Here is a 24,729-nt window from a genome sequence, read left to right as displayed (position 1 = left end):
CGCCTCCGCCCGTACCCCGGACGCCTGCTCCAACAGCGAGCCCCCGGTCTCACCCGATCCGCTCTCCCCGGGCATCATCCGCGATCACGATCCCGCCCCGGCGGCGGTCCGTCAGCCTGTGGCACTCCAGGCGCAGGCGACGCCCCGCGACCCTCCGGCGAGGGCGGCGCGGACGGTGCATCTGGCAAGTGAGGCAAACAAGTCTCCTGAGCTGAGCCCGGCGCCTGCACTGCACCTGGCGGGTTGAACATGCGGGATTCCTGCGCGGGGCTTGGCTTCTGCGTGGGGTCTGACGCTTGCGTGGGGCGCGGCATCTGCGCCCGGGCCGGCACCTGCGCCTGAGCCGCGTCCGGCACCTGCGGTGCACTCCGCGCCTGCTCGGCGGCTCCGCCGGAAAGGCCTTCACCAGCCGCGGCAAGCTGCTCCTCGGCGAGCACAGCAGTCAGCTCGTCGAGCGTCGGATAAACCGTGAACACCTTGTCCAGCTTCGTGATCCGCAGAATCTTCTGAATCCGCGGCCGCGGCCCGACCACCACCAGCGCACCCCCGTGCGCGAGCGACTCCTTGTGCGCCCCCACCAGCACCCCGAGCCCGGACGAGTCCATGAACTCGACATCAGCCAGATCCACAACGATCGGATGCGCCCCGAGCAACTTCTTCAGCAGCCCGGTCAGCTCCGGCGCCGTCTCCAGATCGAGATCGCCGTGGACCCGAACCAGCGGACCGGGCCCGGAGGTGTCGAGTTCGAGAGTGAAGGAGGCTTCGTCGTCGGTGAGCACGTCGGCTCCTCACCCCGTCACCTGCCGTGGTGCCAGGAGCCGGTCAGACGACCCGCAGAACGCGGGCCAGGGCAGTGGCTACAGGTCCGAACCACCGAATCGACCCTCAGATCTATCACCCACCGCCGACCGGTTCAACAACCCCGGCGCGCCACCACCCGCCGTACACACGCCCTCAACACAACCGCACCTCCTGTGATAAGGACCAGCAAACACAACGCGCCCTGCCCGAGAAACACCGGGCAGGGCGCGTTGCGGTCGAGAGAGCGACGTCAGCTCACCGTGAAACTCTTCGCAGGGCTGACTCCGGTGGCGTGGTCGCCGTCGGACTGGAAGACGACCCGGTAGGTGTAGCTGGCGCGGGCGGTCGGCTTGATGGAGAAGCCGTAGTTGCCTGTCGAGTTCAGCTTCGTCGACGTGATCGTCGTCCAGGTCGATCCGGTGGACCGCTGCAGGTACACCGGCGAACCGGCGTGCTGCGGGCGGACGTAACCGTAGAACGTGGTCGACGCGCCCAGCTTGATCGCTGTTGCCGACAGGTTCGCGGTCAGCGTCGGGCGGACGTCCGTCGTCCAGTTGCCGGTGCGGGAGCCGAGCAGCTCCGGCGAACCGTTGTAGCCCCACGCGAAGATCGTGGAGTACGTCGGCTGGTAGGTGACGGAGTACGTACCGGTGGCGCTCGTCGTGACGCGGGTGATCTCCCGCCAGGTCGAGCTGTTCTTGTTCCGGCCGTACAGCGACACCAGTACGCCGGCCAGCGGCGCCTTCGTGTCGACCCGCACGACGCTCCCGTTCAGCGTGACCTTGCCGCCGAAGTCGAGCGCGGTCGCGTTGCCGGTCATCGTCGTGTACGTCCCGGTCAGGTTCGCCGCGACCGACGAGCTCCACTTGCCGCTGCGGTCCTTGACCCACGCACGGAAGGCGTAGCTCGTGGCGTTCGCGAGGCCGGTCGCGGTGGCGCTGGAAGCCGGGCCCATGTACGCCGGGGTGCCGGTGTTCGGCGCGCCCGGAGCAACAGTGCCGGCGTTGCGCCGCACGACGACCTGGTCGAGGTCGGTGATCCCCGGCAGCGTCCACTTCATCGCGGCCGCGGCGTACTGCCCGGTGACCGAGAAGTTGGTGATCGGCGCGGGAGCGACGTCGACGGTGCGGAAGAAGACCAGGTAACCACCCGGCATCGCCGTGCCGCCGGTGTTCTTCAGGCCGCGCACGGTGACCCGGTACGGCGTGTTGTCCTGAAGGGTCGGCGTCGGGTCGATCGTGATCTTCCGCGTCGCCGCGTCGTACGACGAGGTGGTCGGGATGACCGCACCGGTCTTGCCGTGCAGGAGCTGGACGTTCGTCGCGTTGACGCTGGCCGGGTCGGCGTCCTGGGACAGGGTGACGGTCGGCGACGCGGTCTGCGCGACGCCCGAGGCCAGGTCGGCCGGGAAGGTGTCACGCACCCACTGCGGCTGGCCGACGCCGGAGTTCGGCAGACCGCCGGCGGTCACGCTCAGGCTGTACGGGCGGCTGTCGCGCGACGGGTTGTAGCTGCGCACCACGAAGTACGCGCGCCCGGCCGGCAGCTTCAGCTGCACGAACTCCGAGCCGCCGAAGGTGTTGTCGGCGTACCCGATCAGCTGGAGCTGCTCGTTGTAGATCGCCAGGACCGGGTCGAAGTTCTGCGCCCGGTTGCTGTCGTCGTACGCTGGCGGAACCACCCGGACCGTCACGTCGCGGGCGGTCGCGGACTGTGCGGCGTACCAGTCCTCTTCGCCCTCGGTGCCGATCGAGCCCGAGACGGTGGCGTGGTCCATGAAGGTCGCGCGGGCCGGAACGTCGTTGCCGTCCGGACCGGCGGTCCAGAACGCCGGCGCCCAGCTGCCGCCGAGGGCCTCGGTGGCGTCGAGCACACCGGCGCCGTAGAACGGGTCGCGGCCGTGCGGGCCGGCGTCACGCGCGGTCGCCTCGAGCCGGGCCTCGACCTGCGCCGGCGTCCAGCTCGGGTACTTGTTGCGCACCATCGCGGCCACGGCGGCGACCATCGGTGCCGAGAACGAGGTGCCGCTGCCGCCCCAGTACGGGAGGTAGCCCGGGTCGGTGAGCGCGCGCGGTCCGGTGGACAGGATGTTCCAGCCCGGCGCGGAGATGTCGACCGAGTCGCCCCACGAGCTGAACGTGGTCAGCACGCCGTTGTTGTCGGTGGCACCGACCGAGATGGTCTCCGGGAAGGCCGCGGGGTAGCGGGCCGAGGAGTCGTAGTGGTTGCCGGACGCGGCGACGACGACGACGCCCTTGGCGACGGCGTTCTTGACGGCGGCGTGCATCACCGGGTTGTAGCTCGGGCCGCTCAGCGACATGTTGATCACCCGGGCGCCGTGCGACACCGCCCAGTTGATCCCGGCCACGACGGCGGAGTCGGACCCGCTGCCCTCGGAGTCGAGCACCTTGACCGGGAGGATCTTGGCGTTCCAGGCGACGCCGGCGACACCGCGGGCGTTGTTGGTGTTCGCGGCGATGATGCCGGCGACCATCGTGCCGTGGCCCTCGTCGTCGTTGGCCGACGCCTTCGGGTTGAGCGCGTTGTAGCCGGTGTAGACGCGGCCGGCCAGCTCCGGGTGGCCGCCGTCGACGCCGGTGTCGAGGACCGCGACGGTCTGGCTGCCGGCGGTCTTCGACAGGTCCCAGGCCTGCGGCATCCGGATCGTCGACAGGTACGCCTGGTCGGTGCGGTAGTACTCGTCGTTCGGGACGGCGGCGCTGGTCCGGACGTAGTTGAGCGAGGCAACCTCGACGCTCGACTCGGACTGCAGCTTCTTCAGCAGCTCCGGGGCCGTGGCGTTGCTGGTCACGGTCGCGTAGTCACCGTCGACCGGTACGGCGGCCTGGCGGCTGTTGTGCTTGGCAAGGACCGTGGCCCGGGCCGAGGCGCTCGCCTTGGGCGAGAACTTCACCAGCACCGAGTGCGGGTCGTAGGCCGGGGCCGCCGGGTCGGGCTGGCGGTCCGGGACCTGGAAGGCGTTGTAGAAGGGCTTCGCCGGGGCCGCGGACACCGACGAACCGGTGACGGTGACCAAGGTGGCCGCGACCAGCGCGGCCGGTAGCCCCAGCTTCAGGAGGTGGGACGGGCGGATGGGTAACACAGGACCCCCCCAAGGGTCTCAGAGTGACATTCTGGGCCGGAGTATGTCAGAGCCGGGGGACAGTTTTGGGGGCGCCGGGATGTCAATAGCTGCAATTCTTGGCGCCGGGGGATTCAGTACGACGGACGCGGGGAATCGCCGCCGGCGGTTCCAGGGTGGGGACTGACCGGTTGAGGAGTCGTGGCGATGGCTGATGGGGCTGCACCGAAGGCGGATCTGGCGGGGTGGGCGAAGGCGCCGTTCACGGGTGGTGGGCTGACCTTCGACTGTTACGAGAAGGGCACCGGGCCGGGGGTGGTGCTGATCCCGGAGATCCCGGGGATCACGCCGGAGGTGCTCGGGCTGGCGGAGCATCTGGTGGCGGAGGGGTTCACGGTGGTGGTGCCGTCGCCGTTCGGGTCGCCGGGGCGGGAGGCGACCGTCGGGCACGGCGCGGCGGTGTTCGCGCGGTTGTGCGTGACGAAGGAGTTCCGGGCGTTCGCGGTGGACGCGGAGCGGCCGATCACGAAGTACCTGCGGGCGGTCGCCGCTGATCTTGCCGCGCGTACGCCGGGACGCGGCGTCGGCGTGATCGGGATGTGCTTCACCGGTGGGTTCGCGTTGGCGACCGCGGTGGAGGACGTCGTCCGGGCGCCGGTGATGAGTCAGCCGGCGACGCCGTTCCCGCTCGGGGCGGCGCGGCGGCGGGATCCCGGGGTGTCGCGGCAGGAGCTGGATCTGATCGCGGAGCGGACGCGGAGCGACGGGCTGTGCGTGCTGGGGTTGCGGTTCACGAAGGATCGGGCGGTGCCGGCCGAGCGGTTCGCGACGTTGCGGGAGCGGCTCGGCGACGCGTTCGAGGTGATCGAGCTCGACTCCGGGCCGGGGAACGCTGGTGGGTTCGCGAAGGGCGCGCACCAGGTGCTCACCGCCGAGGTGCGGGAGACCCCGGGGCACCCGGCGCTCGCGGCCCGGACCCGTACGGTCGAGTTCCTCCGCGAACACCTGAGCCCGAGCGCCTGAGCCCGAGCGCCTGAGCCCGAGCATCTGAGCCCGAGCGCCTGAGCCCGAGCGCCTGACGCGAGCCCGCTGACGGTGCCCTGGGCAACGATCAGCGGAGCGGGCGGAACGTACGCCGTACATCGTCCGTCCACTCGACCGGGATCTCCCACGGGATGAAGTGCCCGCCGCGCGGATGGCAGGTGATCGAGGTGTGGTTGTACCAATCGGCCCGGTCGCCGGCGAGAAAGCTCTCGATCCGCTCCTCCGCACTCCCGACCCCCGGCGGGTTCTCGTAGTCGACGAACGTGATCCCGGTCGGCGCCTCGACGACCGGCCGGCGGTCGTGCGACGGCGCCCACGGGTACCGGTTGTTGTTCGCGTACGTGCGGATCGACGTCTCGATCGCGTCGCCCGCCCAGAAGATCGTTGCGTGGGTCAACAGTTCGTCCCGGGAGAACACGTTCAGCACGTCCCCGCCGTCGTCGCTCCACTTGTCCCAGCGTTCGAGCAGCCAGGCGAGCATGCCGGCGGGGGAGTCGGCGAGCCCGAACGCGAGCGTCGTCGGCGCGAGCATGTGCGCCGACAGATGCACAGCGAAGCGCTTCTCGACCTCGAGCAGACGATCCCGGACCTCAGGAGAAAGCCCCTCGGGAATCGGCCGACCACCAGTGATGTCCCACGCCCGCTCGCCGTTGAAGAAGTCCAGCTTCAGCGCAGACCCGATGTGGATCCCCAGCAACTCGTCCGCGTACTTGTGCCCGAGCTGCCCGGTCACCAGCGCGCCCACATCGTTCCCGGCCGCGGCGTACCGCGAGTACCCGAGCACCTCGGTCATCAGCGAGTTCCACACGTCGGCGATCTTCCAGAAGTTCATATCCGGCTGCGCGAGCGGCGTCGAGAAGCCGAAGCCGGGCAGCGACGGCACGATCACGTCGAAGGCGTCCGCGGGATCACCGCCGTACGCCGCCGGGTCGGCGAGCCGGTCGATCACCTTGGCGAAGTGCCAGAACGTCCACGGCCAGCCGTGGCTCAGGATCAGCGGGACCGGCCGCGGCCCGACACCGGCCTTGCGCAGGAAGTGCACCGGTACGCCGCCGACGTCGGCCCGGTAGTTCGGGAACGCGTTGATCGCGCTCTCCGACGCTCTCCAGTCGAACCCGTCGGCCCAGTACGCGACCAGCTCCTGCAGGTCCGTACGCCGTACGCCGTAGTGCCCGTCCTCGTTGCCGGCGTCGAGCGGCCACTTGGTGGCGCGCAAGCGGGCGCGAAGGTCGGAGAGGACCTCGTCAGAGACGTGGATCGGAGTCGGGTCGAGCGGGAACGGCGTCGGCATGGGAGCCCTCACAAGGAGTGGTCGCGGCGGTTGGCGTGGTCGGGGCGGCGCGGTCGGATCAGTCGGGGCGGTCGCGGCGGTCGCGGCGGTTGGCGTGGTCGAAGCGGTCGGGGTGTCCGGCGCGGTCGGATCAGTCGCGGCGGTCGGAGCGGTCGGGACTGTCGGCGGAGGCGATCTCGGTCAGGCGTTGCAGCACCCCGGCGGATCCCGCCAGGAGAGCGCGATCTTCGGCGCTCAGCTGGTTCACCAGCTCGGTCAACCGCTCGACCCGGCTCGTCCGGCGCGAGTCGACGATCGCCCGTCCCTCGGAGGTCAGCGACAGCAGCATCGCGCGCCCGTCGCGCGGATCGGGAGCACGGGAAATCAGACCGTCGCGTTCGAGCTTCGCGACCAGGCTGGTCAGCGCCGGTTGCTTGAGCTGCTCGGTGGCGGTCAGGTCGGTGAGCCTCAGCGGCCCGCGGCGGGCCAGCGTGTGCAGGACGGACAAGGTGGAGAAGTTGAAGCGGCGGACGGACGGCAGCCGGATGAAGATCGTGGTGAAGTCCTCGATCGCCGTCGTCAGGGCCTCGAGATCGGGGGTCTGCTCGTCCACGGTCCCAACCGTATCAATTTTCGATGTAACCGAGCGCGGTGGAAGACCGGCCGGTTTCGTTGCGTGTGGTTACCGACACGTGCTGACGGCAAGTGTTAAGGGCGCGTTGGGAATTACGCCGCCGGGATTGCCCGGGAGCCCTGCGGGCATTGGAAGAGGTGGACGAGGTGACTGTCGCGCCCAGGTGGATCAGGCGCGTCGCACCGGCTGGGGTCGTTGCTCTGCGCAAGGCTTGTTCAGCCCTGTGTGACGCTCGGTGATTTGCTCTGGTCGCACCCCCTGCGGGCATGGCACCATCGGCCACCGGGGAGACACGTCATCAGGGGGCGGCGAATGGCGAGAGCCAAACGAGCGAACCGCGGCGACACCGAGAGGTCGCGCTGGTCGAACGGTACGACCGACGACAGCCGGCACGATTCCGGCTGGGGCGCCCAGGTGGTCGTGGGCGGCACCCAAGCTCAACCACCAGGTGGTACCTGGGCACCCGGTACGCCGATGCCGATCGCGAACGGTGGCACTGGTGAGGCCGTCGCTCCGAACCTGGCCGGCCCGGCCGCGAAGAAGACCGCGGACGACGCCACCAGAACGCCGGACAACGAGGGCGAGCCCGCAGCCGGTCTGAGCGCCACGGGAGCCGGCCCGAACACACCCAGCCCCACCGGACCCGACGCAACCAAACCCGGTCCAGCCGCATCAAGCTCCACGGGCAGTCCCAGGAACCAACCGCACAGCACCACGGATGAGACCGCCGGGAAGAACTCCGGTCAGGCCGCCGCAGCGAGAACAGGTGAGACCGCCGCAGTGAGCACGGGTCAGACGGCCGGCGTGATGCCGCCCGAGAACGCGCGGGAGCGCTCTCCCGAGAACGCGGGAGCAACCGCGCCGCACAACGCAACCGGGCCGCACAACGCAACCGGGCCGCACAACGCAACCGGGCCGCACAATGCAACCGGGCCGCACAATGCAGCCGGGCCGCACAATGCAGCCGGGCCGCACACCGACGCACCGCACCCCACCGACGCCCCGCGCAACGTGGACTGGCAGTACCAGGCCGCGATCAACGGGCGCACGGTCCCGGTCGGGCCACGCCAAGCCGGGTTCGGTACGCCGGTGCGCGTGGACGAGATCGCGCTGGCCGCGAAAGCGCTCTCCGAGGATCTGCTGGCCGCGACCCAGGGCATGCCCGAGACGGTCGAGTCGCGGCAACTCCGCCGGGACCTCGACGAAGCAGTCGAGACCTTCCGCGCGGTCGCCAGCGAGCTGCAGTCGACCGCCGGCAGCCTGGTTCGTCTCGCCGCGAGCGAGGGACAGGTCTGCGGTGTGACCTGGGGTGTGTGCCCCGATCACGGCCTGACGCTGATGAACGTCGGCGGCGACGTCGCGACCTGTCACGTGCTCGGCTGCCACCACGAGCAGCAGGGCCCGAGCGAGCGGTGTGCGCAACCGGTCGCGTACAAGGTCGTCGACGTGGCCGGCCCCGCGCTGTTCACCTGCGCCGGCCACGCCATCGCCTGCCGCCTGCACCTGGACGGCGCCGTCATCACCCTGGCGACGGACAGCCTCGAGCTCCTCTGACGCAGGGGCAACCGCCCGGCCACCGGCAGAAACCGCCGACGGCCGGGCGCCCCGACCAGCGTCGACGCGCGCCCCGACCAGCACCGACCTGCGCCGACGCGCGCTCCGACAGGCGCCGAAGCGCCGCGCCGAGTGCGGACGCGCTAGGAGATCCGGCAGGACGTCAGATGGTCGTTCGCGTTCGGTGACAGCGTCGTGAAGTTCGGCTGGTTCGCGGTCCACGTCCACGCCTGCCCGCCGAAGTTGTCCTCGCTGTACGCCGTGACCGTCCACCCGGCCGGGATCCGCACCGACGAAGCCCAGTTGTCCTGCACGCCGGCCGCCTGCAATGCATCCCGCGTGTAGTTGCCCTTGGCAAGCGCAGCCCCAGAGGCGCCCAGGTAGTCCACGTGCTCGAAGAACACCACCCCGCCGGTCCCGGCAGAAACCACCGGCGGCGTAGGCCGGTTCGGCGTCAACGGAATCTGTCCCTTGAACATCCGCCCACCGTCGTTGGTCAGCCGCAGGTAGTAGTCCGACGAACAGGCCGTCCCGTCCTCGTCCAGCGCCCGGATCCCCGACCCGGAAGGAACGAAGGCCGCGCTCTCCGCGGTCTTGGCGATCTGGTTGCCCTCGTTGTACTCGTCGAACATCGAGATGTACATCCCCTGCACGCCGACCCGCGTCAGGTTGTAGAACTGCCGCCACATCAGGTCCCCGTGCCGCCGGTGCCCGGACTGCAGATCGCCCGGGATGACGCACGGCTGGTAGTCGATCCCGAAGGCGTTGCAGTCGGCCTGGTCCTGCTGGTTCACGTTGTTGTAGTAGTGATCCGCACCCGCGACGTCCTGGATCCGCCCCACCATCCACGGCGAGATCATGTTGAACGCGTGGTACACGTCGAGATACCCGGCGCGTGAGTCCTCGACCCCGCGCCGCCAGTGCGTCGGCACCCCGCCGATCACGTAGCACCCCTGACCCTTGAACCAGTTCACGACGTCCAGGCACACCGACGCCGGGAACGCCTTGTTCGGCTCGTCGAACCCGAACCCCCAGATGCAGACGACCGGCTTCCCGTTCTGCTTCGCGTACATCGGCGAGGCCGTGTACGCGCGCATCTTGTTCGTCCAGTCCTGCTTCATCTCCGACTGCATGTTCTGCCAGTCGGTCGCGTCGTACATGATGTAGAACTTCCGCCCGTACTGCTCGGCGGCCTGGCGCACCTTGGCCGCCATCGCGTCCCGCGTCGGCCCCTCACCGCCGAACGGGTTGAATCGCTGCAGCGCGGCCGTGTCGCAGCCGTGCTGCTGCATCCACTGGAAGTGCGTGTTCACCGCCTGCTGGTCGTACGACGAGAACAACCGCGCGGGCTGCCCGTTGCCGAGGTTCGCGTACGCCGTCTGGTACGTCGCGGAGTAGTCGCGGACGTCGGGCCAGCTGCCGAGCGCGTTGTTGGACGGGGAGGGCGGCTGTCCCCAGTTCTGGCTCCAGTGCCACCAGCCGTTGATCGGGGCGCCGTCGCCGGCGCAGGCGAACCAGCCCTGGTAGCCGACGGTGATCTTGCCGACCACGTCGCCGGGCGGGCTGGCCTGCGGGGCCGCGGAGGCGGACAGAGCGGTGCCGGCCGTCGAAGCGGCGGCGGCGGTGGCCGCGGAGGCGGCCAGGAAGGTACGTCGGGTCAGTGTCATGGTGCAGGCTCCTGAAAGGGGCGGACAGGACTGCGGAGAGTGGCCGCAAAATATCAACAAAGGAATGAAAATCCAAGATCGAAACTGTTTCGCTCCGACCTCTTGACGGCAACCACGCCGGTACTTAGTTTGTTGCCTCAACAGACTAAGTCTGTGACTGGCATCACACTAGAGGGTGCCGTTCTCCTGTCGGGGGAGAAGGGGTGGGGTCTGGTGACGCTGACCGACGGCAGTCGGCCGGGCGGTGGCGTGGTCGCGGCCGACCACGTCTCCCTGCGCCGCAACAACCTCTCCGTGGTCCTTCGGCACGTCCGGTCCGCGGGCCCGAAGTCGCGGGCCCGGATCGCCGCCGACACCGGCCTGAACAAAGCCACCGTCTCCAGCCTGGTCGCCGAGCTCGTCGAGCGTGGTCTGCTCCGGGAAGGCCGCGCTGAGTCCGAGCGCGGCGCCCTCGGCCGCCCCGGGCAGCTGGTCGAGCTCGACGGGAGCGCGGTCTGCGGAGTCGGCGCCGAGATCAACGTCGACTACCTGGCCGTCACCGCCCTCGATTTGAGCGGCGACACCGTGATCGAACGCCGCGTCCCGCTCGACGTCGCCCACCTCGACCCCGGTACGACGCTCGACCACCTCGCCGAGCTCGTCGGCGAGGCGGTCACCGCGGTCGAGGCCCGCGGTGGTCAGACCGCCGGCGTGACGCTCGCGGCGCCCGGTCTGGTCGAGAGCTCGACCGGCGCGCTGAAGCTCGCGCCGAACCTGAAGTGGGGCGAGCTGCAGATCGTCGACGCGATCCGCGACCGGCTCGGCGGTCCGGCGTACCCGGTCCGGGTCGACAACGAGGCGAACCTGGCCGCCCTGGCGGCGTACTCGGAGCTGCGCAAGGACGCCGGGAGCAAGGTCGAGGACATCGTGCTGCTGACCGGCGCGATCGGTGTCGGTGGCGGCATGGTCGCGGGTGGACACCTGCTGCGCGGCGGCAGTGGCTTCAGCGGCGAGGTCGGGCACATGCCCGTGGCGCCCGCTGGTGGGATCTGCGGCTGCGGCCGGACCGGCTGCTGGGAGACCGTGGTCGGCCTGACCGCGCTGCTCAACAAGGCGACCGACGCCGACGACCCCGTCCGCGACCCGTCCCTGGACGTCGAGCAGCGGCTCGCCGAGATCACCCGGCGGGCCGAGGCCGGGGGAGCGCGCACCCTGCGCGCGCTGGCCGACGTCGGGACCTGGCTGGGCATCGGCGGCGCGATCCTGGTGAACATCCTGAACCCGGACGTCCTGGTCCTCGGCGGGTACTTCGCCGTCCTCGGTCCGTGGCTGAAAGAGCCGCTGGAGAGCGCGATCCGCGACCGCGTGATCGCTCCGAACGGCGGCGGCTGCCGGGTCGTGCAGTCCGAGCTGGGCTTCACCGCGGCGGTCCGGGGCGGCGCGCAGATCTCGCTCGACCAGGTCTTCCTGGACCCGACCCTGATCGGCCGCGAGGCGACCGGAGTCGCGCAATGAACGAAGCATCCGCGGGACGTGGACCGCGAGGCAACCGGAGTCCCGCGATGAGCGAAGCACCCGCGGGACGAGGGCAGCGAGGCGACCGGAGTCGCGCAATGAACGAGGCACCCGCGGGACGAGGGCAGCGAGGCGACCGGAGTCGCGCAACGAACGAAGCATCCGCGGGACGAGGGCCGCGGCGATGAGCACGGCGGGGACGAAGGATCTGGGCGGGGCGAGGACGAGAGGTGATGGGGTGGCCGACGAAGAACTGTTGCGGATGACCGGGATCGTCAAGGAGTTCCCCGGCGTCCGGGCGCTGGACGGCGTCGATCTCGACGTCCGCCGGGGGGAGGTGCACTGCCTGCTCGGCCAGAACGGCGCCGGCAAGTCGACGCTGATCCGGGTGCTGACCGGCGCGCACCAGCCGGACGAAGGCACGATCGTTGTCAACGGCAACGAGGTTGCGCTGAACAGCCCGACCGCCGCGATCGATCTCGGGATCGCCGCGATCTACCAGGAGCTCGACCTGGTGCCCGACCTGAGCGTCGCCGAGAACGTGTTCCTCGGCCACGAGCCGGCCCGGTTCGGGATGACCCGCCGGCACGAGGCGAACACCAGGGCCCGGGACCTGCTCAAGGGGCTCGGCCACGGCGAGATCCCGGTCGGCCGGACCGTCGGTCTGCTGCCGGCCGCCGGCCAGCAGGTCGTGAGCATGGCGAGAGCGCTCTCCCGTGACGCTCAGCTGATCGTGATGGACGAGCCCTCCGCGGTGCTCGACTCCGAAGAGGTCGGCAACCTGTTCCGCGTCATCCGCGACCTGACCTCGCGTGGCGTCGCGGTCATCTACATCTCGCACCGGCTGGAGGAGATCCGCGAGATCGGCGACCGGGTCACCGTGCTCAAGGACGGCGCGACGGTCGCCACCGGCCTGGACGCGCGCCAGACCGCGACCTCGGAGCTGATCCGGCTGATGACCGGCCGCTCGATCGAGTACGTCTTCCCGCCACGCGCCGCGATCGACAAGAACGCGCCGACGGTCCTGGAGGTCACCGGACTGTCCCGCCCGCGCGAGTTCGAGGAGATCGGCTTCGAGGTCAAGGCCGGCGAGATCCTCGGCTTCGCCGGGCTGGTCGGCTCCGGCCGGTCCGAAGTACTGGAGACCGTGTACGGCGCACGCAAGGCCGCGACCGGCGAGGTCCGCGTCGACGGTGTCACGCTGCGCCCGGGCCGGGTCCAGGCCGCGGTCAAAGCCGGCGTCGGCCTGGCCCCCGAAGAGCGCAAGAGCCAGGCGCTGCTGCTCGACGAAGCGGTCTACAAGAACATCACGGTCTCGACGATGCAGCGCTTCGCCAGCGGCGGGTTCCTGAACGGCCACGCCGAGAAGAAGGCCGCCGAGGAGCTGACCAAGGCGCTCGACGTCAGGCCGGCCGGGGTCGACCACCCGGTCCGCAACCTGTCGGGCGGCAACCAGCAGAAGGTCGTGCTGGCCCGCTGGCTGCTGCGCGACTGCCGGGTGCTGCTGCTCGACGAACCGACCCGCGGCGTCGACGTCGGCGCGAGGTCGGAGATCTACGCGCTGATTCGCAAGCTGGCCGCCAACGGGGTCGCGATCGTGCTGGTCTCCAGCGAGGTCGAGGAAGTGCTCGGTCTGGCCGACCGGGTCGTGGTGATGCGGGAGGGGCGGGCCGTGCACACCGGTCCCGCGCAGGACATCGACGAGCACCGGGTCCTGGACCTGGTGATGGAAGGAAGTGCCGTGTGATGAGTGAGGAAGTCGCACGTTCGGAGCCGGACGCGAAGGTCCAGGACGCGGTCCCCGGTACGACGCCCGCCGGTACGACGCCCACCGGTACGACGCCCGCCGGTACGACGGCCTCGACACAGGCCACCACCCGCCAGCCCGGCGCCCCACGCAACGGCGGCGGTACGGCGGCGCTGCTGCGCTCCGGCATGGGCCGCAACGTCGGACTGGTCGTCGCGCTGGTCCTGCTCTGCCTGGTGGGCCTGATCACCGCCGGCGACACCTTCGCCACCAGCGCCAACCTGCTGACGATCCTGCGGCTGGCCGCGGTGATCGGCGTGGTCAGCATCGGGATGACGTTCGTCATCACCGGTGGCGGCATCGACCTGTCGGTCGGCGCGATGCTCGCCCTGGCGTCGGTCTGGGCGACCACCCTGGCCACGCAACAGATGGCAGCCGACTTCCACTGGATCTTCATGGTCAGCACCGCCCTGCTGGTCGGCGCCGCCTGCGGTCTGGTCAACGGCCTGCTGATTGCCTACGGCAAGATCGTCCCGTTCATCGCGACGCTGGCGATGCTGGCCGGAGCGCGCGGCCTGGCCGAGATCATCTCCGACCGCAAGACGCAGATCATCACCGTCAACCCGTTCCTGGACGTCTTCGGCGGCTCGGTGATCGGCGTACCGGTGCTGGTCTGGATGTTCGTGATCGTCGCCGCGCTCGGCTGGGTGGTGCTCAACCGGACCACCTTCGGACGCCGGACGTTCGCGGTCGGCGGCAACGCCGAGGCGGCCCGCCTGGCCGGTATCAAGGTGCAGCGGCACACCGTCGCGCTCTACGTCCTGGCCGGTCTGTGCTGCGGTATCGCCGCCGTGATGCTGATGGCCCGGACGACGACCGGCAGCTCGACCCACGGTCAGCTGTACGAGCTGGACGCGATCGCGGCCGTGGTGATCGGCGGGACGCTGCTGTCCGGTGGCCGCGGCACGATCGTCGGCACCGTGTTCGGCGTACTGATCTTCACCACGCTGAACAACGTCTTCACCCTGAACAACCTGAGCATCTCCGCACAGTCGGTGGCCAAGGGCGTGATCATCGTGATCGCGGTCCTCCTCCAGCAACGGCTGGCCGCCCGCTCGAGCACCACCTAGATGTCGAACAAACCCCTGCAACCGAGGAGGACAAGGATGTCCGCACGACCCGCCCGCTTCCTGAAGGTGGCCGGTATCGCCGGCCTGAGCTCGCTGGCGCTGATCGCCTGCACCAGCAACACGCCGGAGGCCGAGAAGACCTCCGACACCGGCGCCACCCAGGCCGTGGCCGGCGGCAAGAACGACGAGCCGGGCAAGAAGGTCCGGATCGGCTTCTCCGCCCCGGCCGCCGACCACGGCTGGATGGGCGCGATCACCAAGGCCACCCAGGCCGAGGCGAAGAAGTTCTCCGACGTCGAGCTGATCGTCGCCGAGGGCACCAACGACGTGAACCTGCAGATCAGCCAGGTGGAGACCTTCATCAACCAGAAGGTCGACGCGATCGTGCTGCTGCCGTTCGACGGGGCCGCGCTGACCGCGGTCGCCACCAAGGCGATGGACGCCGGGATCACCGTGGTCAACGTCGACCGCGAGTTCGGCAGCACCTTCGCCGCCCGGACCACCGTGCTCGGTGACAACAAGGGCATGGGTGTCTCGGCCGGCACCTACATCTGCCAGGAGCTGAAGGGCAAGCCGGACGCGGTGGTCGCCGAGATCGCCGGCATCGACTCGCTGCCGCTGACCCAGGCCCGCAGCCAGGGCTTCAAGGAAGCGCTCGCGGACTGCGGCCTGAAGGTCAGCAACCGGGTCCCGGCCGAGTTCACCGTCGAGTCCGGTGAGAAGGCCGCCGCGAACCTGCTCCAGGCCGCGCCGAAGATCGACGCGATCTGGAACCACGACGACGACCAGGGCGTCGGCGTCCTGGCCGCGATCAAGAACTCCGGCCGCAAGGAGTTCTTCATGGTCGGCGGCGCCGGCTCGGCCAACGTGATGCGCGACATCAAGGCCGGCAACACGGTGATGCGGGCGACGGTCATCTACCCGTCCACGCAGGGTGCGGACGGCGTCCGGCTGGCCCGGCTGCTGGTGCAGAAGAAGTCCCTCGGCGACCTGGTGGAGGTCGAGGTCCCGCGCACCGTCCAGCTGTACGCCCCGGTCGTCACCAAGGACAACGTCGACCAGTACCTGCCGACCGCCTTCGAGAGCTGAGAAAGGGAACACACGGTATGACGAACCTGGGCATCGGCCTGATCGGCTACGCCTTCATGGGGGCCGCCCACTCGCAGGCCTGGCGCAACGCGCCGCGCTTCTTCGACCTGCCGCTGCACCCGGACCTCAACGTCCTGTGCGGCCGCAACGCCGAAGCGGTACAGGCTGCCGCCGGCAAGCTCGTCTGGAGCACGACCGAGACCGACTGGCGGGCGCTGCTGCAGCGTGACGACGTCCAGCTGGTCGACGTCTGTACGCCGGGCGACAGCCACGCCGAGATCGCGGTCGCCGCGCTCGAGGCCGGTAAGCACGTGCTCTGCGAGAAGCCCCTGGCCAACACGGTCGCGGAGGCGGAGGCCATGGCCGACGCCGCGGCCAAGGCGGCCGCGCAGGGGATCAGGTCGATGGTCGGGTTCACCTACCGCCGGGTCCCGGCCATCGCGCTCGCGCGCAGACTGGTGGCCGAGGGCAAGGTCGGGACCGTCCGGCACGTCCGGGCGCAGTACCTGCAGGACTGGATCGCCGACCCCGAGGCGCCGCTGTCGTGGCGCCTCGACAAGGAGAAGGCCGGCTCCGGCGCGCTCGGTGACATCGGCGCGCACATCGTCGACCTGACCCAGTTCATCACCGGTGACCGGATCGCGGAGGTGAGCGGCCGGCTGGAGACCTTCGTCAAGGAACGTCCCAAGGCGGAGGCGCACAGCGGCCTGTCCGGTACGGCGAGCGCCGAGCGCGGCCCGGTCACCGTCGACGACGCCGCGGTGTTCATCGCGAACTTCCGCGGCGGCGCGCTCGGCGTCTTCGAGGCGACCCGGTTCGCCACCGGCCGCAAGAACGCGATCCGGATCGAGATCAACGGCTCGAAGGGCAGTCTGGCCTTCGACTTCGAGGACATGAACCTCCTCCACTACTACGACGCGACCGAGGACGCCGAGACCGCCGGCTTCCGGCGGATCCTCGCGACCGAGCCCGTGCACCCGTACGTCGCCGCCTGGTGGCCCCCTGGCCACCTGCTCGGCTACGAGCACGGTTTCACCCACCAAGTGGTCGACCTGGTCACGGCGATTGCCGAGGGCAAGGACCCGGAGCCGTCGTTCGCCGACGGCCTCCAGGTCCAGCGCGTGCTCGCGGCCGTCGAGGACAGCTCGAACTCCCGAGAATGGCAGGAGATCCCCGAATGAACGCATACACCCCGAGCAAGGCCGACAAGTTCTCGTTCGGACTCTGGACGGTCGGCTGGGAAGGTGTCGACGTCTTCGGTACGGCGGTCCGCGCGCCGCTCGACCCGGTGCTCGCGGTCGAGAAGCTGGCCGAGCTGGGCGCCGCCGCCGTCTCCTTCCACGACGACGACCTGGTCCCCGACGACGCCCAGCGCCAGGCGGTGCTGGCCCGGTTCGGCAAGGCGCTGTCCGACACCGGCCTGGTCGTCGAGATGGCCACCACGAACCTGTTCAGCCACCCGGTCTTCAAGGACGGCGGCCTGACCGCCAACGACCGCGACGTCCGGCGGTACGCGCTGGCCAAGATCCTGCGCAACGTCGACCTGGCCGCCGAGCTCGGCGCGTCGACGTACGTGCTGTGGGGCGGCCGCGAGGGCGCGGAGTCCGGCGGCTCGAAGGACGTCCGGGCCGCGATGGACCGGTACAAGGAGTCGATGGACCTGCTCACGACGTACGTGCGCGAACAGGGCTACGACCTGCGGTTCGCGCTGGAGCCGAAGCCGAACGAGCCGCGCGGCGACATCCTGCTGCCGACGATCGGGCACGCGATCGCGTTCATCAACGACCTCGAGCACCCCGAGCTGGTCGGTATCAACCCCGAGGTCGGGCACGAGCAGATGGCCGGCCTGAACTACGCGCACGGGATCGCCCAGGCGCTGTGGCACGGCAAGCTGTTCCACATCGACCTGAACGGCCAGCACGGGCCGCGCTTCGACCAGGACCTGCGCTTCGGCGCCGGCAACCTGCGCGAGGCGTTCTGGACCGTCGACGTCCTGCAGGGCGCGGAGGGGCAGCCCGGGTACGACGGCTACGTGCACTTCGACTACAAGCCGCCGCGCACCGAGGACCTCGACGGCGTCTGGGAGACCGCCCGCGGCTGCATGCGCAACTACCTGATCCTGCGCGAGAAGGTCGCGGCGTTCCGGGCCGACCCCGAGGTCCAGGAGGCGCTGGCCACGGCCCGCGTCGCCGACCTGTCGCAGCCGACGCTCGGCGCGGGGGAGTCCCTCGACGAGCTGCGCAAGGCGACGTACGACCCGGAGACGCTGGCCGCCCGCGGCCTCGGCTTCGAGAAGCTCGACCAGCTCGCGATGGACCACCTGCTCGGCGTCCGCTGACGCACTTTCTGCAAGTAGCTGTTCGCAAGTAGCTGTACCAGGGCCGACGCCCGGGGACCCGCCCCGGAAACCGATGGAGCGCGCACCTTATCCGACCCATAAGGAGCACCCTCATGCACCAGCTACGCAGGCGCCTGCACGGCACGGTTGTCCGTGCCGTGCTGCTGGCGCTGATCGCCGCCTTGGCGATCCCGCTCAGCGCGTTACCCGCGCGGGCCCACCCGGGCCACGGGGACGAGACGTTCAACGCGCTGATCTTCAGCAAGACCGCCGGTTTCCGGCACGACTCGATCCCGGCCGGGATCCAGGCCATCAAGGACCTGGCCGCGGGCAACAACTTCACCGTCACCGCGACCGAGGACGCGGCGATGTTCAACGACACCGAGCTGGCCAAGTACGAGGTGGTCATCTGGCTGTCGACGACCGGTGACGTGCTGAACGCCGACCAGCAGGCCGCGTTCCAGCGCTACATCCAGGGCGGCGGCGGGTACGCCGGTGTGCACGCGGCCTCGGACACCGAGTACGAGTGGCCCTGGTACGGCAAGCTCGTCGGCTCGTACTTCGACAGCCACCCGGCCGGTACGCCGAACGCCAACGTCAAGGTGGAGGACCACGCGCACCCGTCGACCGCCGAGGCGCCGACGACGTGGAACCGCACCGACGAGTGGTACAACTACCGGACCAACCCGCGCGACAGCGTGCACGTGCTCGCCTCGCTCGACGAGACGTCGTACGCCGGCGGCAACATGGGCCCCGAGCACCCGATCGCGTGGTGCCAGGACTACGACGGCGGCAGGGCCTGGTACACCGGCATGGGCCACACGATCGAGTCGTACGCCGACCCGGTCTTCCGCACCCACCTGCTCGGCGGCATCAAGACCGCCGCGGGCGTGCAGCCGGCCGACTGCGGCGCGTCGCTGAGCGACAGCTACCAGAAGGTCGCCCTCGACGACGACACGTCGAACCCGATGGAACTGACCATCGCCAAGGACGGCCGGGTCTTCTACATCGACCGCAACGGCGCCGTGAAGATCGTCAAGACCGACGGCTCGGTGGTGACCGCGGGGACGCTGAACGTCTACACCGGTCAGGAGTTCGGCCTGCTCGGCATCGCGCTCGACCCGGCGTTCGACACCAACGGCTTCCTCTACCTGTACTACTCGCCGGCCGGCGCCGAACCGTTCGACCGGGTGTCCAGGTTCAAGGTGAACGGCGACACGCTGGATCTCGCGAGCGAGAAGCAGGTCATCCGCGTCGACACCCAGCGCGACCAGTGCTGCCACGCGGGTGGTGCGCTCGAGTTCGACAACAACGGCAACCTGTTCATCGCCACCGGTGACAACAGCAACCCGTTCGACTCCGACGGCTACTCGCCGATCGACGAGCGGGCCGGACGCGCCGCCTGGGACTCCCAGCGCAGCAGTGCCAACAGCAACAACCTGAACGGCAAGGTGCTCCGCATCCACATCGAGGCCGACGGCAGCTACACCGTTCCCGACGGCAACCTGTTCCCGGCTGGTACGGCGAAGACGCGGCCCGAGATCTACGCGATGGGCTTCCGCAACCCGTTCCGGATCGGCATCGACCCGAGCACCAACCACCTGTTCGTCGCCGACTACGGTCCGGACGCCGGGCAGGTCTCGCCGACTCGTGGCCCGGACGGCCGCGTCGAGTGGGACATCCTGGACAAGCCGGGTTTCTACGGCTGGCCGTACTGCGTCGGCAACAACACGCCGTACAACGACCACGACTTCGCGACCGGGACCTCCGGTGCGACGTTCAACTGCGCGGCGCCGGTGAACAACTCGCCGAACAACACCGGCATCACCCAGCTGCCGGCGGCGATCCCGGCCAGCCTGTGGATGGGCAAGTCGACGACCGGCGTACCGGAGATCGGTGGCAGTGGCGCGCCGATGACCAGCGGTGCGTACAAGTTCGACCCGGACAGCGACTCCGACCGCAAGTGGCCGCAGTACTTCGACGGCAAGGCGGTCTTCGCGGACTGGAACGACAGCCGGCTGTTCTCGGTGCAGCTCAACGACGACCGGAACAAGGTCGCCGACGTGTCCCGGATGCTCGGCAAGCTGAACTTCATCCGGCCGCACGCGCTGCAGTTCGGGCCGGACGGCGCGCTGTACGTGATCGAGTGGGGCAGCGGGTTCGGCGGCAACAACGCCGACTCCGGCGTCTACCGGATCGACTACGTGCAGGGCAACCGGGCGCCGATCGCGCAGTTCACGACCGACAAGGTCTCCGGTCCGGCGCCGCTGACGGTCGCCTTCGACAGCACGGGATCGCGCGATCCCGACGGGCAGCCGATCACGCTGGCCTGGGACTTCGACGGCAACGGGACGACGGACTCGACCGAGGCCAAGCCTTCGCACACCTACACGACACCGGGCGTCTTCACGGCCCGGTTGACTGTGACCGACAGCGACGGCCGCACGGCCGTCTCGAACCGGTCGATCACCTCGGGCAACACCGCGCCGACGATCTCGATCGAGGCCCCGCTGGACGGTGGCTTCTTCGACTTCGGCGACACCATCAAGTACAAGGTGACGGTCACCGATCCCGAGGACGGGACGGTGGACTGCCAGGACGTGATCACCCAGCCCGCGCTCGGCCACGACGAGCACGCGCACGGGTACGAGCAGTACCACGGCTGCGAGGGGACGTTCCCGCTTCCTGGTGACGAGGGGCACGTCGGCGCGAACATCTTCGGCATCGTGACGGTGAAGTACACCGACAAGGGTGCCCCCGGCACCGGTGCGATCACCACCGAGAAGGTCGTGCAGCTGCAGCCGAAGACCCGCGAGGCGGAGTACTTCGACGAGACCGGTGGTCCGGGCTCGACGCCCGGCGTACAGGTCGAGGACACCGGCGACACCGCCGGTGGCGGCAAGAACATCGGGTTCATCGAGGACGGCGACTGGTGGGGCTGGAAGCCCACCAACCTGACCGGCATCGACCGGATCGAGCTGCGGGCGGCCTCGCCGGACGCGGGTGCGACGGTCGAGGTTCGCCAGGGTTCGCCGACGGACGGCGCCGTGGTCGCGACCATCCAGGTGACGCCGACCGGCGCCTGGCAGACGTACGGGAACTTCTCGGCGCCCGTGAGTGGTGCCGCGCTGACCAGCGGGCCGCTGTACTTCGTCAAGACGACGGGTCAGCTGAACGTGAACTGGGTGAAGTTCCTCGGCAAGGGCGTCACCGAGAACCAGCGACCGTTGGTCACGGCAACGGCTTCGGTTGTCCAGGGCAAGGCTCCGCTGAAGGTGGACTTCACCTCCTCGGCGACCGACCCCGAAGGGGACCTGCCGCTGTCGTACGCCTGGAGCTTCGGCGACGGCGCGACCGGGACCGGTGAGTCGCCGAGTCACACCTACACCGTGGCCGGCACGCACACGGCGACGGTCACCGTGACCGATGCGCGCGGTGCGAAGGGGACCGCGAAGATCGTCATCAAGGTCGACTCGCCGGCACCGCCGACCTGTCTGACCGGTCGCTCGGACGGCTTCGAGGGGACCGCTCTCGACACCGGACGGTGGAGCGAGGTTGTCCGCGGCAACCAGGAGCTGACAGTTGCCGGTGGCAACTTGGTGCTGCCGCTGACGGCGACCGACATCTACGGCACCGGCAACACCGGTACGCCGAACATCGTGCTCCAGCCGCTCCCGGCCGGAGCCTGGCAGGCGACCGCGAAGCTGACCATGCCCGCACGACTGGCCTACCAGCAGGCCGGCCTGATCGTGTACGGCGACGACGACAACTACGCCAAGATGGTGCTGCAGGGCCGGTCGACCGGCGCCCCGTCGGCGAACGACCGGATCTTCCAGTTCATCCGCGAGGAAGCCGGTACGCCGAACGAGGTGGCCGCGTCGAACACCGCCAACCTGGGGGCGGCCTACCCGGACACGGTCTGGGTCCGGTTCACCAGCGACGGCGCCAACCTGAAGGCGGCGTACAGCGCGGACGGTGCGACCTTCACCGAGATGAGCGAGACCAAGCAGCTGGCCGGGATCAGCAACCCCCGGATCGGTCTGTTCGGCCTGGCCAACCGGACCGAGGCGCTGCCGCTGTCGGCGCAGTTCGACTACTTCAGCATCATGCCGGACGACACGGCCGAGGTCCCGACCCCGGACGACGAGTTCGCCGGTACGACGCTGGACGCGTGCCGCTGGTCCGCGATCGTGCGGCCCGACCCGGCGGCGTACCGGGTGACCGGTGGTGCGGTCGAGATCGACACCAGCAACGGCGACATCTACCAGGGCACGGCCACGAACCCGAAGAACCTGCTGCTGCAGCCGGCTCCCGACGGTGACTGGACGATCGAGACCAAGGTGGACGGCTCGGCGTTCAACGAGGCCTACCAGCAGGGCGGCCTGATGGTGTACGGCGACGACGCGAACTACGTGAAGCTCGACTACCTCGCGACCAACGCCGCGGGCTCCGCGGTGACCCGGGGGATCGAGCTGCGCAGCGAGGTGAACGACGTACTCGTGTCACCGCAGCCGAACGCTCCGGCGCCGACGCAGGGAGTCTGGTACCTGCGCCTGGCCAAGAGCGGGACGACGTTCACCGGCTCGTACAGCGCGGACGGACTGGCCTGGACCGCCCTCCCGGCCGTGACGAACCCGGCGCTGGCCTCGGCGAGCTTCGGCATCTACGCCTTCGGGGTCGACCAGACCGCGTCGAAGACGGCGAAGTTCGACTACTTCAAGCTGGTCCGGGACACGGTCGCTCCGCAGGTCAGCCTGTCGCTGAACCCGTCGGCGCCGTCCGGGCTGAACGGGTGGTGGAACGACGCGGTCGTCGCGACGGCGATGGCGACCGACAACCAGCCGGGGCAGGTGTACCTGGAGCAGAAGGTCGGCGACGGGGACTGGTCGGAGTACACCGCTCCGGTCAGCTTCGGGACCGACGGGACGCACACCATCCAGGTGCGGGCCTCGGACACCGCGGGCAACGTGTCGGAGCCTTCGTCGGTGACCGTGAAGGTCGACCGGACGGCGCCCAAGTCGGTGGTCACCGGCTTGGCGGCCGGTGGGAAGCTCGGCGTCGCGTCGACGGTCGCGGTCGCCGCGACCGCCGAGGACGCGCTCTCCGGGCTCTCCGCGGTGACGCTGCGGGTGGACGGCAAGGCGCTGCCCGCCGGCGGGAAGCTGGACGGCGTCGCGCTCGGGCTCGGTGCGCACGAGCTCACGGCGACGGCGGTCGACAAGGCCGGCAACACGTCGGTGACCAAGGTGCCGTTCACCGTGGTCACGTCGTACGCCGAGGCGGTCAAGCTGGTCGAGCGGTACCGGGTCGCCAAGACGTTGCCACTGGCAACGGCCACGGTGCTGAAGGTGCAGCTCGGCCTGGCCGAGCAGGCGCAGCGCAAGGGTCTGCGGGTGGTCGCGACCGTCGCGCTGGACCTGTACCTCGCGCAGGCAAGGACGGTGCGGGACGTCCCCGCCCGGACGTTGCTGACAGCTGTCGGGCAGGACCTGAGGAAGAAGATCTGACCCGATGAAGACGTCGCTGAGCGGGACCGCACCCTGTCCGACGCGGAGAGGCGTGCAGGAGCTCCCGAGCGCCCTGGTGGTTCGGCCCCACCTGGACGCGCGAGAGAGCGGTCCCGCCCAGCGCCGGGGGCTTCACCGCCCCGTCCCCGGCGCCCGGCCAAGCGCTCCGGCCGTGCGCCGGGGACATCCCCTGACTCACTCATCCCGCCCTTCCCGCTTTCCTTCAAAACCCCAGCCCTCGCCGACCTCCACCCGCAGGCCCTCCTCCGCTCCGCGCTTTCCCTCACCTCAGCTTCTCCCGCCCGCCCCAGCCCGGCTGTTCGTCGTACCGACTGAAGGAGTCCAAGGAAATGGCTCGACCGATCACCCTGTTCACCGGCCAGTGGGCCGACCTGCCGTTCGAGGAGGTGGCTCGCCTGGCCTCGGAGTGGGGCTACGACGGGCTCGAGATCGCCTGCTGGGGTGACCACCTCGACGTCCGGCGTGCGGCCGAGGACGACGCCTACGTCCAGAACCGGCTCGACATCCTCGAGAAGCACAACCTGAAGGTCTGGACGATCTCCAACCACCTGCTCGGCCAGGCGGTCTGCGACGACCCGATCGACGCCCGCCACCAGGCGATCCTGCCCGCGCACATCTGGGGCGACGGCGACCCCGAGGGCGTCCGTCAGCGGGCGGCCGAGGAGATGGGCGTCACCGCCCGCGCGGCCCGCCGCCTCGGGGTCGACGTCGTGGTCGGCTTCACCGGTTCGGCGATCTGGAAGACGGTCGCGATGTTCCCGCCGGTCCCGCAGTCGATGGTCGACGCCGGGTACGCCGACTTCGCCGACCGCTGGAACCCGATCCTGGACGTCTTCGACGAGGCCGGCGTGAAGTTCGCGCACGAGGTGCACCCGTCGGAGATCGCCTACGACTACTGGTCGACGACCCGCGCGCTGGAGGCGATCGGCCACCGCGAGGCGTTCGGCCTGAACTGGGACCCGAGCCACTTCGTCTGGCAGGACCTCGACCCGGTCGGCTTCCTGTGGGACTTCAAGGACCGGATCTACCACGTCGACTGCAAGGACGCCAAGCGCCAGGTCGGCAACGGCCGCAACGGCCGGATGGGTTCACACCTGGCCTGGGGCGACCCGCGGCGCGGCTGGGACTTCGTCTCCACCGGTCACGGCGACGTCCCGTGGGAAGCGTGCTTCCGGATGCTCAACACGATCGGGTACGCCGGACCGATCTCGGTCGAGTGGGAGGACGCCGGCATGGACCGCCTGGTCGGCGCCGCCGAAGCGCTGCAGTTCGTTCGCAGCCTCGCCTTCGACCCACCCACCGCGTCCTTCGACGCCGCGTTCTCTTCCTAGCCGGCCGTTTCCTCCTCACC

General features: G+C 69.8%; 15 protein-coding genes. 10 read left to right on the top strand and 5 right to left on the bottom strand.

Annotation, left to right across the window (positions count from 1 at the left end; translation table 11 throughout):
• Positions 1–74: 74 nt before the first annotated feature.
• Entirely contained in the window at positions 75–779 is a 705-nt protein-coding gene (locus ACZ6Z4_RS14360) for an STAS domain-containing protein (RefSeq protein WP_465562735.1), read from the bottom strand.
• Positions 780–1,051: 272 nt separating this feature from the next.
• A complete protein-coding gene (locus tag ACZ6Z4_RS14355) occupies positions 1,052–3,904 on the bottom strand; it encodes a S8 family serine peptidase (protein ID WP_465562733.1) in 2,853 nt (950 codons plus the stop codon).
• Between the two features lie 186 nt (positions 3,905–4,090).
• On the opposite strand from ACZ6Z4_RS14355, the gene ACZ6Z4_RS14350 reads away from it, so the two are divergent.
• Positions 4,091–4,906 (top strand): dienelactone hydrolase family protein, encoded by an 816-nt coding sequence (locus tag ACZ6Z4_RS14350; protein WP_465562731.1) that lies wholly within the window; start codon positions 4,091–4,093, stop codon positions 4,904–4,906.
• An 88-nt stretch (positions 4,907–4,994) separates the two neighbouring features.
• Here ACZ6Z4_RS14350 and ACZ6Z4_RS14345 read toward each other — a convergent pair whose 3' ends face one another.
• A complete protein-coding gene (locus ACZ6Z4_RS14345; RefSeq protein ID WP_465562728.1) occupies positions 4,995–6,218 on the bottom strand; it encodes an epoxide hydrolase family protein in 1,224 nt (407 codons plus the stop codon).
• A gap of 130 nt (positions 6,219–6,348) precedes the next feature.
• The gene (locus ACZ6Z4_RS14340) at positions 6,349–6,810 is read right to left on the bottom strand and encodes a MarR family winged helix-turn-helix transcriptional regulator (RefSeq protein ID WP_465562726.1); all 462 of its coding nucleotides are present in this window, start codon (positions 6,808–6,810) and stop codon (positions 6,349–6,351) included.
• An 801-nt stretch (positions 6,811–7,611) separates the two neighbouring features.
• Between ACZ6Z4_RS14340 and ACZ6Z4_RS14335 the strand changes: the two genes are divergently transcribed.
• The gene (locus tag ACZ6Z4_RS14335; RefSeq protein ID WP_465562724.1) at positions 7,612–8,385 is read left to right on the top strand and encodes a hypothetical protein; all 774 of its coding nucleotides are present in this window, start codon (positions 7,612–7,614) and stop codon (positions 8,383–8,385) included.
• 143 nt (positions 8,386–8,528) lie between these two features.
• On the opposite strand, the gene ACZ6Z4_RS14330 is transcribed toward ACZ6Z4_RS14335, so the two are convergent.
• The gene (locus ACZ6Z4_RS14330) at positions 8,529–10,052 is read right to left on the bottom strand and encodes a glycoside hydrolase family 99 protein (protein WP_465562723.1); all 1,524 of its coding nucleotides are present in this window, start codon (positions 10,050–10,052) and stop codon (positions 8,529–8,531) included.
• A gap of 153 nt (positions 10,053–10,205) precedes the next feature.
• Here ACZ6Z4_RS14330 and ACZ6Z4_RS14325 point away from each other — a divergent pair, with 153 nt between their 5' ends.
• The 8 genes from ACZ6Z4_RS14325 to ACZ6Z4_RS14290 all read left to right on the top strand — a co-directional run bounded on the left by ACZ6Z4_RS14325 (position 10,206) and on the right by ACZ6Z4_RS14290 (position 24,709).
• Positions 10,206–11,546 carry an ROK family protein gene (locus ACZ6Z4_RS14325; protein ID WP_465562721.1) on the top strand — a complete coding sequence of 447 codons (1,341 nt, stop codon included), beginning with the start codon at positions 10,206–10,208 and terminating at the stop codon, positions 11,544–11,546.
• Between the two features lie 238 nt (positions 11,547–11,784).
• Positions 11,785–13,293 carry a sugar ABC transporter ATP-binding protein gene (locus ACZ6Z4_RS14320; RefSeq protein WP_465562719.1) on the top strand — a complete coding sequence of 503 codons (1,509 nt, stop codon included), beginning with the start codon at positions 11,785–11,787 and terminating at the stop codon, positions 13,291–13,293.
• Entirely contained in the window at positions 13,293–14,423 is a 1,131-nt protein-coding gene (locus ACZ6Z4_RS14315) for an ABC transporter permease (RefSeq protein ID WP_465562716.1), read from the top strand. Before ACZ6Z4_RS14320 ends, ACZ6Z4_RS14315 begins: the two co-directional genes overlap by 1 nt.
• 36 nt (positions 14,424–14,459) lie before the next feature.
• On the top strand, positions 14,460–15,512 hold the full coding sequence (locus ACZ6Z4_RS14310) for a substrate-binding domain-containing protein (protein ID WP_363668797.1): 1,053 nt from the start codon (positions 14,460–14,462) through the stop codon (positions 15,510–15,512).
• Between the two features lie 17 nt (positions 15,513–15,529).
• Entirely contained in the window at positions 15,530–16,693 is a 1,164-nt protein-coding gene (locus ACZ6Z4_RS14305) for a Gfo/Idh/MocA family protein (protein ID WP_465562713.1), read from the top strand.
• Positions 16,690–17,850 (top strand): xylose isomerase, encoded by a 1,161-nt coding sequence (gene xylA, locus ACZ6Z4_RS14300; RefSeq protein ID WP_465562711.1) that lies wholly within the window; start codon positions 16,690–16,692, stop codon positions 17,848–17,850. Before ACZ6Z4_RS14305 ends, xylA begins: the two co-directional genes overlap by 4 nt.
• A 113-nt stretch (positions 17,851–17,963) precedes the next feature.
• The gene (locus ACZ6Z4_RS14295; protein WP_465562710.1) at positions 17,964–23,357 is read left to right on the top strand and encodes a ThuA domain-containing protein; all 5,394 of its coding nucleotides are present in this window, start codon (positions 17,964–17,966) and stop codon (positions 23,355–23,357) included.
• A 350-nt stretch (positions 23,358–23,707) separates the two neighbouring features.
• Positions 23,708–24,709, top strand: a complete 1,002-nt coding sequence (locus tag ACZ6Z4_RS14290; RefSeq protein WP_465562708.1) for a sugar phosphate isomerase/epimerase family protein — start codon at positions 23,708–23,710, stop codon at positions 24,707–24,709.
• Positions 24,710–24,729: the final 20 nt, after the last annotated feature.

It is taken from the genome of Kribbella sp. NPDC104740 (assembly GCF_055583505.1).
The sequence above is the reverse complement of the archived record's forward strand: the minus strand, read 5'-3'. Positions and strand labels throughout refer to the sequence as shown.